The sequence below is a fragment of the Microcystis aeruginosa NIES-2549 genome, from assembly GCF_000981785.2.
Taxonomy (GTDB): domain Bacteria; phylum Cyanobacteriota; class Cyanobacteriia; order Cyanobacteriales; family Microcystaceae; genus Microcystis; species Microcystis aeruginosa_C.
Window position 1 is genome coordinate 1,506,496 of sequence record NZ_CP011304.1, and the last position, 15,081, is coordinate 1,521,576.

Consider the following 15,081-nt stretch of genomic DNA (forward strand, 5'->3'; position numbering starts at 1 on the left):
ATAGGATTTTAGTCAGTGAACAGTAAACAGTGAGCAGTGAAATAAAAACTCACATTTAATGACAAAGACCGAATCTTAAACCTAATTTGTTAAGCTGAAAGCCATGACGTACTGACCTTCTTTTTAGGGAAGGGAATTGCCAGATTCTTTCTTGGATTCCCTTGCCTATTGCCTTGAGAAGCTGATAGCTGAAATCTCCAACGCCCAACTAGAAAAATACAGGCTATAAGCTGTTAAAAAAATGGAGTTTGCCTTTAATCCCCCCTTGATCCCCCCTTAATAAGGGGGGCAGGGGGGATATACCCTTAATAAGGGGGGCAGGGGGGATATACCCTTAATAAGGGGGGCAGGGGGGATATACCCTTAATAAGGGGGGCAGGGGGGATATACCCTTAATAAGGGGGGCAGGGGGGATATACCCTTAATAAGGGGGGCAGGGGGGATATACCCTTAATAAGGGGGGTGTCTGACAACTTGTAACACCTACCTACTTAAGTATTTAAATTGCTTGTTGAGAGTAGGCAAGAGGCAATAGTAAAGGCATTGGGGGAGATTCCGCTAATCTAAGAATAAGCGGTTTAAATGCGTCTTAGCCTACTTCACTTATCACCCCATCACCCCACTTGCCCAAAAAAAATTTTTTGCCAGGGTGATAGGTTTTCTAAAACAGGTGGGTAAATTGTTTATAGACAAAAAACATCCATCAGGAATACAGCCATGAACTCCGCTTTTAAATTCAAACTCATCCAAGCTCTTAACAAAAAGAACGGTAACAAAGGTTTCACCCTCATCGAACTCCTAGTGGTCGTTATCATCATCGGTGTACTGGCCGCCATCGCTCTCCCCAACCTCCTCGGTCAGGTGGCCAAAGGCAGACAAGCGGAAGCTCGCACCAACCTCGGTGTCGTTAACCGCGCCCAACAGGTTTACCGCTTGGAAAACACAACCTTTGGTACTGTATCTCAGTTGCCCGTTCAGTTTACCCTCACCTACTATACAAGTGTTAGCAATGTCAGTAATGATGCTAACGGTGCCGAGGCACATATGGCTCCTGCGGCAAACTATGTGAACGATATTCTCGAATACGGCTCTGCCGTCAGTCAAACCACCGCTGGAGTTTTTACTGCTGTTATCTGTGAACAGGCCACTCCCGCCACTTCTGCTGCCCTAACCGCAGGTGTTTTAACTACTGCTGGTACTGCTAGTACGGACGCGGCTTGTGATGCTACTACTGCTCGTCGGGTCAATTAATCCTAGTCTAGAAAAGTATGGGGGTTTTGGAAAATCTGCGCTCTTGGTTACTTTGGGGATAGGATTTTAGTCAGTGAACAGTAAACAGTGAGCAGTGAAATAAAAACTCACATTTAATGACAAAGACCGAATCTTAAACCTAATTTGTTAAGCTGAAAGCCATGACGTACTGACCTTCTTTTTAGGGAAGGGAATTGCCAGATTCTTTCTTGGATTCCCTTGCCTATTGCCTTAAGAAGCTGATAGCTGAAATCTTCAACGCCCAACCAGAAAAATACAGGCAATGTTGCCGGGGCATAACCATGAAATACCTTCTTTTTTTAGCAATTAAATCACAGGGTAAAAAAGCGACGGGTTTTACTTTAGTAGAATTGCTAGTAGTGGTGATTGTATTAGGGGTTCTCACCGCCGTCGGTTTACCGAATCTATTACAACAAGTCGCCAAAGGTAGGCAAGCAGAAGCACAGGCGATACTGGGACAAATCAATCGCGCCCAAGTGGCTTATCGCCTCGAAAATCCTACTTTTGCCAACTTAACTCAATTACCCATTAGTGGCATTAACAACGCTAGATATTATAGTTTTAGTGATTACGATGTCGTTCCTACCAATGCTACTCGGTCCTCCTATAGAGCGCAGGCACTGGATCCATTTCGTAATGATATTAAAAATTATGCAGGAGGAGTCCGACTGATAAACGGGCGCTTTTTTACCCTTATTTGTGAGGCTATAACTCCTTTACAAGATAGTGTTTTTGTCGACGGCTCTGGCGCCTGTAGTAGCGATAGCATTGGGTTTAATAATGATTCACAAGGGACTAACCAGCCAAGTCAGGGAGGTCCAATGTAATGTTCTGAACAATAGGGAGGTTGATCAAAGTGATCAGTTTCCCGCTTAATATTCATTTACGAACAGTCTCTAAAATAATCGAAAAACCTTTTATTTTTGTTAATGTTATTGACTTTCGTTCAAAGCTATGCTAGGCGCAAAAAAATCGCTCAATCTATCCCTACTTAAAACTCTTGGTTTAGTTGCCGTTATCGGTGGACTAATCATGGCCATTGTCGAAATGCAACAGGAAAAGGTGAAAACCTTGACCAAAGAAAAGTTATTAGAAAGAAATTATAGTCAAGAATCTCGCCTAGAAAATGCTCAAGTTGAGTTATTAAAAAATATGCCAGCTTTTGGCTTTGACAATATGTTAGCCAATTGGTCAATGTTACAGTTTATTCAATATTATGGCGATGGGGATGCTCGTCGGGAAACTGGTTACGGTTTAAGTCCCGATTTTATGGAAATTGTCACTAAAAATGACCCCAAATTTGTCCGCGCCTATTTGATGATGTCCGTCCCTTCTTCCCTGAATGCTGGCAAACCCGAAAGGACCGTTGAGATTATGAATAAAGGTTTATCAAAACTCACTCCTGATGTCACCGATGCCTATTTTATTTGGTTATATAAAGGAGTGGATGAACTATTATTTTTAGGTGATATTCCTGCGGCGAAAAAATCGCATCAAATGGCTGCCGATTGGGCGAAAATTGCCGGTAATAAATTTATCGAAAAATCCGCTAGGGGAACAGTAAAATTTTTAGAAACTAATCCCGATAGTCGCGCTCCTAGAGTCGGTGCCTGGATGTTAGTCTGGCTGAATAGCCAAAACGAAGAAACCCGCAAGTTAGCTAGGGAAAATATCGAAAAATTGGGCGGTAAATTGCTTGTGTTCGGCGATAATCAAGTGATGGCAATTCCCCCCAAGGATTAGGGGTTGGCATCTTTTTTATCCTGCCAAAACTTATGATTTAATAAGCAATCAATATCCTTAGAAAAAGGACAAATATCGGGAAAATTAGCATCATATTAAATTCGCATATTCTCCACCGCTTCCTGATAACAATTGTCACAAATATCGGTCAAAAACTGCATAAACTAGGGGAATCTTTAAGGATAGCTTTTAACTGGGATTGAAAGCGTTTAATTGTTACTTCCCAACCTCGATAACAGTCGGACAAAGGAAGATAACGCCGTTTTAAAGCCTGTTCAAATAATGTAATTAAACGGTTTTTTAGTTCCCTTTTGTCTCGTCTTCCCAAAGATTCCACCTCCTCGATCAAATTCTCTAAATCAACCTGAGATAGATATCCGGATTTTAATTGCTTAACCGTTTTCTCTATCCACAAAGCAAAATCTTGATCATAAAGATTTTTTACCTTTGCTAAAGTCATAATTTTGACCTTCTCTGTTGAGTAATTACCTTCATTTTACCGAAACTTCGCCAACAATTTAAGTCTGAATTGGCACTTACTTAAAACTTGCTGAATAAATCTAAAAACCTTGTTGGATAAGGGTTTTAGACTTTTTTCCCCGCAAAAAGTGCTGACCATTGGAGGGATCGGGGGTAAAATTCAGGTACTTTTTCCCTGAAAATTAGGTAACTGACTACCTCAAAATTGGTAAAACCCTACACCCCACACCCCACACCCCACACCCTGCCCCCACCAACAAACTTTTTCAGCAGACCCTACTTAAAACTTGCATTAAAAGTCGCTCGGTTTGGGTGCATCTCACATTTTCGGAAATACCGATAATCAGCAATTATCAGTCACTCTTAAACTGCTACAAATGTATGAACAGCCGCGTGTAAGCATCCCACCGAAAAGCTAATGCGCGAGGGGTTTGGGGACGGCGCTTGCGTCCCCAACGGGGGTTTGGGGGGTAGAACCCCCCAAAAGACTGGATTGATGACACAAACCTAAAAAGCACAGTTTTTAAACTGCACTGATCGAGGGATAATATAACCTTGATATTGACCATGGCGACTTATGAAAATTTTAATTATGGGTGGAACCCGATTTATCGGTGTTTCTTTGACTAAAGTGTTAGTAGAACAGGGTCATGAGGTAGTATTATTCAATCGTGGCAATAAACCCGCTCCGGTTGCCGGAGTACGACAGATACATGGCGATCGCACTGACCCCTTACAACTTAAAGAAAAGCTTAAAAATGAGAGTTTTGAGGCAATTTTCGATAATAATGGCAGAGAATTAAGTGATACTCAGCCCCTCGTCGAAATTTTTAGGGACAGAATCGGGCATTTTGTCTATGTTAGCTCGGCGGGGGTTTATCTAAAATCCGACCAAATGCCCCATAAAGAAGGGGATAAACTAGATCCCAAAAGTCGCCACAAGGGAAAACACGAGACAGAAAACTATTTAAGCGAGATGGGTTTACCCTGGACTTCCATCCGTCCGGTTTATATCTACGGACCGGGCAACTATAATGACCTAGAAGCTTGGTTTTTTGACCGTTTGGTTCGTAATCGTCCTATTCCTATACCTGGTCATGGGGAACATTTTACCCAATTTGGTCACGTTGTCGATCTGGCTAAGGCCATGGCCGCAGTATTGGGTAATTCTCAGGCTATCGGTCAAGTGTATAATATTTCAGGCGATCGCTATGTAACTTTTAACGGTTTAGCAAAAGCTTGCGCGGCAGCCATGGGGAAAAATGCCGAGGAAATCGAGATTGTTAACTATAACCCCAAAAAATTTGACTTCGGCAAAAAGAAACCTTTCCCCCTGCGGGTTCAACATTTTTACGCTGATATTAATAAAGCTACCCGGGAGTTAAACTGGCAGCCTGAATATGATCTCGTCAGTGGTTTAACAGACTCCTTCCAGAATGATTATCTCGCTTCCGGTCGCGATCGGCAAGAAATAGACTTGGCGATCGATGACCAGATCTTGGCAAACCAATAAAATTAATTTTCTGGTGGGGAGTTTTTTACTGTGAGCAGTGAACAGTAAGGGACTTGCGCTTTGATAATGTACCTTTTGGGCGAACGCAGTTCGCCCCTACATTGTGGACAAAATCAGTTACTGTAGGGGCGCAAAGCTTGCGCCCTCCGAGCGCTCAGGTTTGCTGATCACCCTAAGTAGGGGGAGAGAGCCTTCGAGATGTTGGGGACTTGCGCTTTGATAATGTGCCTTTTGGCCGGTCTGATTCTTCTACAGAGCGATTTTCTGCCTGGGACATTATTCCCACGCAAGTCCCTTATTGGACATTCCACCAACCGAAGGCCGGCCCGACAAAACGAATAACTAGCCAAACCCCGGCTAAAACTCCTATACCAATCCAGGCACCCCTAGTGGTTAACTTGTAAGCTTGGGATGCTTGACTTTTGGTAATCGGTAGCCAAGGCAGGATATTTTCTTCCTGTCCATACTTATCACCCAGGGCCGATTGACGACGTTTTGATTCACCCATACTAATGTCAGTTATTAAGAGGTTTTTCTCTGATTGTATATCGAAAGACAACAGGCCACACCCAATCCTACTGCGTGAAGGGGGGCGATCGAAACTGACGGCCGACGACTGACTGTTATAAAATTAAAGGTTGCGACTGAAACGAGAATAATTATGGCAACCATTAACAGTAATTACTTAAAACTAAAAGCGGGTTATCTTTTCCCGGAAATTGCCCGACGAGTCCAAGCTTTTGCGGCAGCCAATCCCGATGCTAACATTATCCGTCTCGGGATTGGGGATGTCACCGAACCTTTGCCCCTAGCTTGTCGCGAGGCCATGATTAAAGCGGTGGAGGAAATGGGCGATCGCTCTAGCTTTAAGGGTTACGGGCCCGAACAGGGTTATGCTTGGTTAAGGGAGAAAATCGCCGTCCATGATTTTCAGGCTCGCGGTTGTGAGATAAGTGCCGATGAAATCTTTATTTCCGACGGTTCTAAGTGCGATACGGGCAATATTCTCGATATTTTTGGAGATAATAACTCGATCGCCGTTACCGACCCAGTATATCCCGTTTACGTTGATACTAACGTTATGGCCGGACACACGGGAGAGGTCAACGACCGCGGCGAATACGAGGGTCTGATTTATCTGCCAATTACCGCCGAAAATAACTTTACTGCCCAGATTCCGGCGGAAAAAGTTGATTTAATCTATCTCTGTTTTCCCAACAATCCCACCGGGGCCACAGCTACCAAAGAACACTTGACAGCCTGGGTTAATTATGCTAGGGCCAACGGATCGATTATCTTTTTTGATGCAGCCTACGAGGCCTTTATCACCGATGCCAGTTTACCCCATTCCATCTATGAAATCGAGGGGGCGCGGCAATGTGCGATCGAATTTCGCTCTTTTTCTAAAAATGCCGGTTTTACCGGGACCCGTTGCGCTTTAACCGTGGTTCCCCAAAGTCTGATGGCCAAAGCGGCCGACGGGACGGATGTGCAACTCTGGAAACTGTGGAATCGTCGGCAATCGACCAAATTTAACGGCGTTTCCTACATTGTCCAACGGGGGGCCGAGGCGGTTTATTCCCCAGAAGGACAAGCACAAGTAGAAGAACTTGTCAAGTTTTATTTACAAAATGCAACAATTATCCGAGAAAAATTAACCGCCGCCGGTTTAGAAGTGCATGGCGGCGTAAATGCGCCCTACGTTTGGGTAAAAACGCCCCAGGGTCTATCGAGTTGGGATTTCTTCGATAAACTGCTACATACCTGTAATGTGGTGGGGACTCCTGGATCTGGCTTTGGGGCCGCCGGAGAGGGTTATTTCCGGCTATCGGCTTTTAATAGTCGTGCCAACGTCGAGGCCGCTATGGAGAGAATTATCGATAAATTTCAAGGCTAATGGTCAAGAGAGGGATGTTTGCGGAAGCATCCCCCAACAACCCCATCGGGAATTGATAGACTGGTAACTACTCACCGACAAAGGCTCACCGATGCGACCCTTTTGGCTAGAATCCTTACAGGTAGAAAGATTAACGATCGCAATTGCCAGCTTACCGGCAGCCCTGCAAGGGATCAAGTTGGTGCAGTGGTCAGATTTGCACTGCGATGAACAGCATTTGCCTGTAGCTGTCCTGCAAGAAGCGATCGCCATTACTAATCAGGAAAAACCCGATCTCATCTTCCTGACGGGGGACTTTATTACCTATAGTCCCAGGCCAATTTTTGCCCTAGTCGAGAGCATAAAAGCTCTCAAAAGTCAAGGGGGTATTTATGCTTGTTTAGGAAATCATGACAGTTATCTTCCCAACGCAAGGGAAACGGTCAGATCGGCCTTAACTAGCGTGGGAATTCGGGTACTCTGGAATGAAATCGTCACACCCTACGGCGAAAATTTTCCCATCGTCGGATTGGCCGATTATTGGTCCGGGGAATTTTTACCGCAAATCCTCGAGCAAATCTCCCCCGATATACCCAGACTCGTCCTTTCCCACAATCCCGATACAGCCATGATTTTAAAGGATTGGCGCGTGGATTTGCAGTTATCCGGTCATACCCACGGAGGCCAAGTGACTATCCCCGGTATGGGTTCCCTACCGATAGTTTTAGAGGAACTTAGGCGATCGCTGCCTGAACCATATCGTCCATGGGTCCCCTTTCATCGACAGTTCAGCAGAGTAGTCCGATACTGGCAATGGTCCGAGGGATTTCATCGAGTCGGGGAAAATCAATTATATGTGAATCGCGGCTTAGGAACCTATTTTCCCGGTCGTCTTTTTTGTCCCCCCGAAGTGACGGTAATTACTTTGATCAACGGCAGTTAGTCTTGAATCAGTGATCAGTGATCAGTTATCAGTTATCAGATTTAAGTTTTAAGTTTTAAGTGTGGAGCATTAAATCAGCTGCTGACTATCTAAATTACTCGTTAAGACTGCACCAGAGTTGGGAGCAGGGAGAGGGAGCTTGAGCATTTGTCCTAAAATTTCCCCTACGCAGTTTAAATTCAGTACAGCTTAGAATTTTCCTACTGTCTTTTCACTGTTTACTGTTTACTGATAACTGAAAAAACCCCCTATGACAGAAAATAGAGATAACTTCAACGAAACTTATAAGGCACTAATTGAGCGCATTGTCAATCTAACTTTAGAAGGAAAAATTCGGGCTAAATCACAGGTTTATAACCTTTTGTCCGAGGGAGTAAAAAATGGCACAGGAGAAATTTTTGAGCGTTGTTTAACCGAAAAAATAATCTTTACTCGCTCACAGTTAGAAACAAAAATTAAAGCGACTAGGGTTTTACGGGCCCTGGAAACGATCGAAAGTGAATGGGAAAAATATCAAAAAACCAATCAGCAAAATTCTCTCACTGCAGCGGCGATCAATAATCTGGTAAAAATCGATCGAGAGGATCGTTTACTGACGTTAGTTAATTTAATTGATCCCAATCAAAATAATGCTTTAACCCTAGAACAATTACAACAGTTAGCCAAGCATTTACAGACAGTTGCTCAGCAGCGGGGAGAAGCGGATTTATGGCAAATTGCCACGGGAATTAATCTGGGGTTAAATACTTGGTTAAATTTATCGAATGATCTCACCAGTTGGCTCTACGAACAAAATCGCAATCTTGGTTTTACTAATGATAATGAGCGAGTGACTCCCTGGCAAATTTGGGCAAGTAAAGTTAATCCCTCCTGGTTAAAACGAGTATTAGAAAGTTTAGCTAATCAACAAGCTTTTGATTCTCTCACCCAGGATTTAACTTTAGCCGATTGGGTAGAAACTGCCATTGTTTTTCAATATATCCAAAGGGGACTAATTAACTTTTTTGATCAGCGTATCTATAGCGAAAAATTGGGAGCCAAATTATCTATTTCTACCTTTCTCACCTTTGCTTTAATTTGGTCACTTTTAACCAATAGTTTCGAGCAAGTTAGTAAAAATTCCCTCTATAGTCGGGGCTGTTTTCAGATGGCTTTACAAATTCTAAGAACCTTTGCTCAACGGGATTATTTTCCTTTATACGGAGGAATTTTCGCCTCCTTTTCTGGCAGTTATCTCAAGGAGGCATTAGATTATTTATCAATTCCTCTGCGTTATGTGGAAGGTACGGGAGAAAAGGCGAGAATTTTAACTTTAATTGCCTATTCTAATCGCATTCGCGGCGACTATCCACAGGCTAGAGAATGTCATCAACAAGCTTTAGAAATTGCTCGTCAACAGCAGGACTCTGCTTGTGAAATAGCTAATTTAAACCATTTATCCCGTCTCAATGCTATCCAAAAAAACTATACAGAAGCGATTAATTTAAGTCAGAGAGCCTTAATTTTAAGTCGTCAACAGGGTAATAGTTTAGGACAGGCTAACGCTTTAGCTAATTTGGGTTATAGTCAGGTACAGGAAGCACAACAGTTAGAGAGATACGATCCCGAAATTTTTCCAAGTTCGATCGAGTATTTACAGCAGGGATTAAAGTTAGCCGAAAGTCTCCAAGATTGGCAGAGTAAATCCCTTTGTTGTAGCAGTTTAGGTCTAGCCTATATTATCCTGGAAAGACCTCAAGATGCGATTAATATTCTCCTGCAAGGATTGGAATCGGCCAAATACTACGGAGATCTATATCTGCAAGGTTTATTACTAACTTATTTAGGCGAAGCTTACTATCAAGACAAGAATTTTGAACAGGCAATTTATATGGGTTCTCTAGGAATGTATTGGCTGCACGAAATCGGTGCAGCAGAATGGCGACAAGCTGCTAGTCTATTAACGGTTATTCGCGGCAAAAATATCGCAGCTTTTGAACAGACTTTCAGTCACGAACGTTCCTCCCTGATTAAATCTATTGGACTGGAAGGCTACCAATATATCTCAGAAATTCTCAGCAAATATCAACAGGGTAATTAGTGAATACACAGCATAAGTTATTAATTAATCTCTCGGTACTTTTTCCCCAACCCACGGGAATCAGTACCTACATTCTTAACCTCTTACCCTACCTAAAAAATTTAGAACCAACCCTACTAACAGCTAATAGTTATCCCGACTTTAACTGTTATTCTATCCCCAAAGGTCTCAGCCCCGATCGAGGAGCGAAAGGTCATTTAAAACGCTTACTCTGGACTCAGTTTCGGTTATCGTCAATTTACCGACAATTAAACGCCAATTTACTCTTTTCTCCCCTCCCAGAAGCACCGATAAATTCTCACTGTCGCTTTGTCGTCATGGTCCACGATTTAATTCCCCTGCGGTTTCCCAGTCTTACTTCCCCCTTAACCCACTATTTCCGTTATTATGTGCCGCAGGTATTACAACAGGCAAAACATATTATCTGCAACTCTCAGGCAACGGCCAAAGATATCACTGAATATTATCAAATTCCCGCCGATAAAATTACTTCTATTCCCCTAGCCTACGATCATCATCACTTTCGCCCTACTGAAGATAATAAGCCAGAACATCCCTATTTTCTCTATCTGGGTCGTCCCAATCCCTATAAAAATTTACCGCGTTTAATCGCCGCTTTTGCCCAACTGCCCCCAGATTTAAGCGATTATCATCTTTGGATTGCCGGCAGCTTTGATCGCCGTTATACCCCCAATTTACAACAACAAGCGCGAGAATTGGCAGTCAGCGATCGCATTAAATTTCTCGATTATATCCCCTACGATCACCTACCCAAAGTTATCAGTCAAGCCACTGCTTTAGTCTTCCCTAGTCTCTGGGAAGGCTTTGGATTGCCCGTTTTAGAGGCTATGGCCTGCGGTACACCCGTCATTACCTCAAATTTGTCATCTTTGCCCGAAGTCACGGCAACAGCGGCAATTTTAATCGATCCCTATCGAGTCGAGGCCCTAGCCGATGCCCTAAAAATTATCGCTCAAGATCGACAATTACACTCAAAATTAAGTCATCTAGGCAAAAAACGGGCCGATGAGTTTAGTTGGCAAAAAACCGGTCTAGCTACGGCAGCAATCTTAAATCAATATCTAGGATGTGCTTGAAAAGTCTTACAGTGGGGACCCCAGACAGGTGACAGCGTTTCCCATCAAAAAATAATTTGACAGATCGGCAGCATTTGCTGTAGGATTGATGATCGTGACCTCAATTGGAGAGATGGCCGAGCGGTTGAAGGCGCAGCACTGGAAATGCTGTTTAGGGGTAACTTTAACGAGGGTTCGAATCCCTCTCTCTCCGTACCCAAAGCACCTTATGAGTAGGTAGGCGTTAAAAATTATCAGATATCCCCGTTATCAAGGGTAGGGTTGATTCATGAATCAACCCTACCTTATCAAGGGGGGATCAAGGGGGGATTAAAGGCAAAATCCATGTTTAATTTAATTATAACCAGCTACTTAGGTAGTCTTGCAAAAGTAATTTCCCGGTTGAGACAGGAGATTACTTTTAGTGATTATCTTCTCCCCTGCTCCCCACTTCATAATTGATAATTGATAATTCATAATTCCCAGTCTCCTATACTTTTTAAACAGGATTTAGTCTAATTCCTCGTCGGTAAACCATCTTTACACTTAGCTAACCACTCCAATAAACTATCTAACTGCTGTGGTGGTTTTACCGTTCCTAAACCCCTAACCGTCACCTGTTTGGGACTATAAACAAAGCGTGATTGTATATGTTGGGGTAGGTGTTCTTGTAATAATTTCCACGCTGGTTCCTCCATAGGAGTTTCTAGGATAATATGCTGTTTTCCATCGGGTTTAATTCGCGAAAAACCGAGGGATTTAGCCAGATGTTTTAACTCGATTACCTTAAATAATTGTGCCACCGGTGCAGGAATTGCACCGTATCTATCCACTAAATCCGCGGCAATTTGTCCTAAAGCTTTCTGAGAATTGGCAGTAGCGATCGACCGATAGACATCCATTTTCTGCTCCAGATCGGATATATAATCGTTAGGAATAAATGCCGTCAATTTCAGATCGATTTGGGTATCCTCCACTTGGGGAATTTCTTGACCTTGAATTTCCCGCAAAGCTTCCTGTAACATTTCCATATATAGATCAAAACCAATCGCTTCCATTTGTCCCGATTGTTCCGCACCTAATAAGTTACCCGCACCGCGAATTTCCAGATCCCTAGTCGCTAATTGATACCCCGATCCTAACTGGGTAAATTCTTGAATTGCCTTTAATCTTTCCCGAGCGGTTTCTGTTAGTTCTGCCTTGGCTGGATAAAGTAACCAAGCGTGCGCTTGTACTCCCGATCGCCCCACCCGTCCCCGCAGTTGATAGAGTTGCGCTAAACCGAATTTTTGGGCATCTTCAATGATAATTGTGTTAACTCTGGGAATATCTAACCCCGACTCCACAATAGTCGTACAGACTAAGATATCCGCTTCCCCATTATTAAAAGCTAACATGGTGGTCTCTAATTCGGACTCATCCATACGACCATGGCCGATGGCAATTCTAGCACCAGGAATCATCCCTTGAATTGCTGCCGCTTTTTCTTCAATTCCCTCGATTCTTGGTACTACATAAAAAACCTGTCCCCCCCGATCCAATTCATTGCGAATTGCCGTTCTAATCACATCAGAATTATAACTAGAAAGGTGGGTTTGGATGGGACGACGAGAGGGAGGGGGTGTGGTAATTAAACTCATTTCTCGCACCCCAGAAAGGGACATATAAAGAGTCCGGGGAATCGGTGTCGCACTCAAGGTTAACACATCAATATTACTTTTAAAAGCCTTAATTTTTTCCTTTTGATTGACCCCAAAACGCTGTTCTTCATCAATTACCAATAATCCTAAATCTTTAAACTCCACCGCTTTACTCAATAACAACTGAGTACCCACTACTATATCCAATTCCCCCGTTTTCAAGCGCTGGACGATATCTTTTTTCTCGGAATTGGTGCGAAAACGATTTAATAAACCCACGTTGATGGGATAGGGGGCAAAACGTTCTTTTAGGGTGTGATAATGTTGTTGGGTTAAAATCGTTGTTGGTGCTAATAAAGCCACCTGTTTATGACCCGTGGTGACAGCTTTAAAAATAGCACGAATGGCCACTTCTGTCTTACCAAAACCCACATCCCCACAGACTAAGCGATCCATCGGGCGATCGCTTTCTAAATCCCGTTTCACATCCTGTATCGCTTTCAGTTGATCAGCAGTGGGTTGGTAGGGAAAAGAATCCTCTAACTCCCGCTGCCAGGGATTATCCATCGGATAGGCAAAACCCGATTTTTTGGTGCGTTGGGCGTAAATATTGATTAAATCAACCGCTAACTTCTTAATCGACTTCCTGACGCGAGCTTTCGTCGCTTCCCACGCTTTGCCAGAGATTTTATGTAATTCTGGCTCTTGATTACCTGTATGACGATAACGGGAGAGATTATCAACAGAATCGGCAGGAACCCGCAATAATCCATCGGCATATTTAATAACTAGATAATCTCGACCTTGCACTATTCCGCTAATTGTGCTTTCCTGCTTTTCTAGTTTGATAAACTGTCCGATGCCATGGTGTTTATGTACTACAAAGTCGAGGGGACGGAGTTTGTTCACGTCCACCTGTACCGAGGCTGCTTGCCGACGTTTGCGGACGTAACCAGCAGTATTTAGAAGATGTTGTCCGAAGAACTCTCGATCAGTAACGACGACTATGCGATAGGTGGGTAGGATAAAACCTTCTAATTCAGCTAATCCTGAGTATTTTAGGGCTGTAGCGGTGTTTTGAATGATTAAGCGCTCGATCGCCCCAAAATCGAGGGGATTGGGGATAAATTGGGACGGACAGTCGTGTTCCTGTAATAACGAGACTGTGCGGGAGGGTTGGGCAGATATTAACCATGTAGCGTACTTATTTACTTTAATACCGCTATAAATCTCTCTTTTTCCCCGTAAAATTTCCGCTAGTTTGGCGAATTGTCCCGGACTGGTGGGAATCCGACGACTGGAGAGATTAAGGCTATTTTCGCAGAGGTGATCGTCTATTTCTGAGAGGTAGAGATGGGGAAATTTGACCGATATTTGCAGAGATTCGCCAAAAGAACGGTGAATTTTCGGTAAAGCTGGTTCTATCTCTTGCCAGCGTTCCCCAATATATTCTATCCAGCGATCGCTTCTAGCTTGACAGCTTTCCAGTTCATCAAAGGCAATAAGAGTATTTTCGGGGAGATAATCCAATAAAGAGGCAGCTTGAGGGAAGGCCAAGCCTAAAAATCGCTCAATTCCCTCTGGATAAATGCCATTAGCTAATTTTTCTCGATCTTCGGCCCCCAGATAATCGGCCACTGTGGGGGGAAGAGAAGGGGCAATCATCGCCGCAAAGCTAGTGGGAGTAAGAAGCAGATTGGGGATAGAATCGAGGGATCTTTGGGTGGCAGGGTCAAATTCTCGCAATTTTTCCAATTCATCGCCGAAAAATTCTAACCTGACTGGTAATTCTGCCGAAACTGGGAAAATATCAACGATATCGCCGCGACGACTCCATTGTCCTTCGGTTTCTACCAGTGAAACCCGTTCATATCCTAATCTAGCTAGGGTTAGATCGAGGTTTTTGGCTTCTATAACCCTTCCTACCGCAAAATTATCGCTATACTGCTCGAAAACCTCTCTAGGGGGTAAATGGGGCTGCAGGGCCTTTTCGGTGGTAATGATCGCCATTCCGACCTCTTGATGACCGATTAGTGCTTGTCCTGAGCTACGTCGAAGGGACGATAATACCTGCATCTGTCCCCAAATCATCTCGGATTCCCGATTAAATGTCTCGTAGGGGCAAGCTTCCGAGGTGGGATAAAAGAAAACACCTTTCCACGTCATCGCTTCTAATTGTGCCGCCCAACGTGCCGCTTCCTCCAGATTGGCACAAATAATTAAAAGATTTTTTCCTTGACAACGGGCGAAAGCTGTGCTTATTAATCCTTTCGGTAAGCGGGCAAGGCCCGTTAGGGTTAAATTGCCGTTTTTCTCCAGTTTTTGGATAAGTTCGGCAGTTAATGGCGATTTTTCAATGTTGCGAATAACGGAGGCAAAAGTCATTTTTTCGTGTTCGGCACTCGGTTTTTAGTTAAGCTCTACTGAATTTAAACTGCCTCTTGGGAGTTTTAGTACA

Annotated in this window: 10 protein-coding genes, 1 tRNA gene and 1 pseudogene; 9 read left to right on the forward strand and 3 right to left on the reverse strand. The window is 43.5% G+C overall.

From position 1 onward, the window contains the following. The first annotated feature begins 717 nt into the window (after positions 1-717). The 3 genes from myaer_RS07140 (at position 718) to myaer_RS07150 (ending at position 3,015) form a co-directional block, all read left to right on the forward strand. Positions 718-1,251 carry a type IV pilin protein gene (locus myaer_RS07140; RefSeq protein WP_046661576.1) on the forward strand — a complete coding sequence of 178 codons (534 nt, stop codon included), beginning with the start codon at positions 718-720 and terminating at the stop codon, positions 1,249-1,251. A 302-nt stretch (positions 1,252-1,553) separates the two neighbouring features. Beyond that, complete coding sequence (locus myaer_RS07145) at positions 1,554-2,099, forward strand: type IV pilin-like G/H family protein (protein ID WP_046661577.1); 546 nt, start codon at positions 1,554-1,556, stop codon at positions 2,097-2,099. 127 nt (positions 2,100-2,226) lie between these two features. Continuing rightward, positions 2,227-3,015 carry a hypothetical protein gene (locus myaer_RS07150; RefSeq protein WP_046661578.1) on the forward strand — a complete coding sequence of 263 codons (789 nt, stop codon included), beginning with the start codon at positions 2,227-2,229 and terminating at the stop codon, positions 3,013-3,015. On the opposite strand, the pseudogene myaer_RS07155 reads toward myaer_RS07150, so the two are convergent. Next, positions 3,012-3,475 (reverse strand): annotated as a pseudogene (locus myaer_RS07155) (DUF29 domain-containing protein). The gene myaer_RS07150 and the pseudogene myaer_RS07155 sit on opposite strands and share 4 nt — an antisense overlap. Positions 3,476-4,072: 597 nt before the next feature. Here myaer_RS07155 and myaer_RS07165 point away from each other — a divergent pair. After that, positions 4,073-5,008: an NAD-dependent epimerase/dehydratase family protein gene (locus tag myaer_RS07165; protein ID WP_046661579.1), complete on the forward strand. Its 936-nt coding sequence runs from the start codon at positions 4,073-4,075 to the stop codon at positions 5,006-5,008. Positions 5,009-5,303: 295 nt separating this feature from the next. On the opposite strand, the gene myaer_RS07170 is transcribed toward myaer_RS07165, so the two are convergent. Next, a complete protein-coding gene (locus tag myaer_RS07170; RefSeq protein ID WP_046661580.1) occupies positions 5,304-5,516 on the reverse strand; it encodes a DUF2839 domain-containing protein in 213 nt (70 codons plus the stop codon). A gap of 153 nt (positions 5,517-5,669) precedes the next feature. Here myaer_RS07170 and myaer_RS07175 point away from each other — a divergent pair, with 153 nt between their 5' ends. The 5 genes from myaer_RS07175 (at position 5,670) to myaer_RS07195 (ending at position 11,197) form a co-directional block, all read left to right on the forward strand. Continuing rightward, positions 5,670-6,905, forward strand: coding sequence for an LL-diaminopimelate aminotransferase (locus myaer_RS07175; RefSeq protein ID WP_046661581.1), 1,236 nt, complete (start codon positions 5,670-5,672; stop codon positions 6,903-6,905). A gap of 91 nt (positions 6,906-6,996) precedes the next feature. Next, a complete protein-coding gene (locus myaer_RS07180; RefSeq protein WP_046661582.1) occupies positions 6,997-7,827 on the forward strand; it encodes a metallophosphoesterase in 831 nt (276 codons plus the stop codon). 250 nt (positions 7,828-8,077) lie between these two features. Next, positions 8,078-9,907, forward strand: a complete 1,830-nt coding sequence (locus myaer_RS07185; RefSeq protein ID WP_046661583.1) for a tetratricopeptide repeat protein — start codon at positions 8,078-8,080, stop codon at positions 9,905-9,907. Then, positions 9,907-11,004 (forward strand): glycosyltransferase family 4 protein, encoded by a 1,098-nt coding sequence (locus tag myaer_RS07190; RefSeq protein WP_046661584.1) that lies wholly within the window; start codon positions 9,907-9,909, stop codon positions 11,002-11,004. Before myaer_RS07185 ends, myaer_RS07190 begins: the two co-directional genes overlap by 1 nt. 106 nt (positions 11,005-11,110) lie before the next feature. Continuing rightward, a tRNA-Ser gene (locus myaer_RS07195) sits at positions 11,111-11,197 on the forward strand. A 301-nt stretch (positions 11,198-11,498) separates the two neighbouring features. Here the strand turns inward: myaer_RS07195 and mfd are convergent. Continuing rightward, complete coding sequence (gene mfd / locus myaer_RS07205) at positions 11,499-15,008, reverse strand: transcription-repair coupling factor (protein ID WP_046661585.1); 3,510 nt, start codon at positions 15,006-15,008, stop codon at positions 11,499-11,501. Positions 15,009-15,081: the final 73 nt, after the last annotated feature.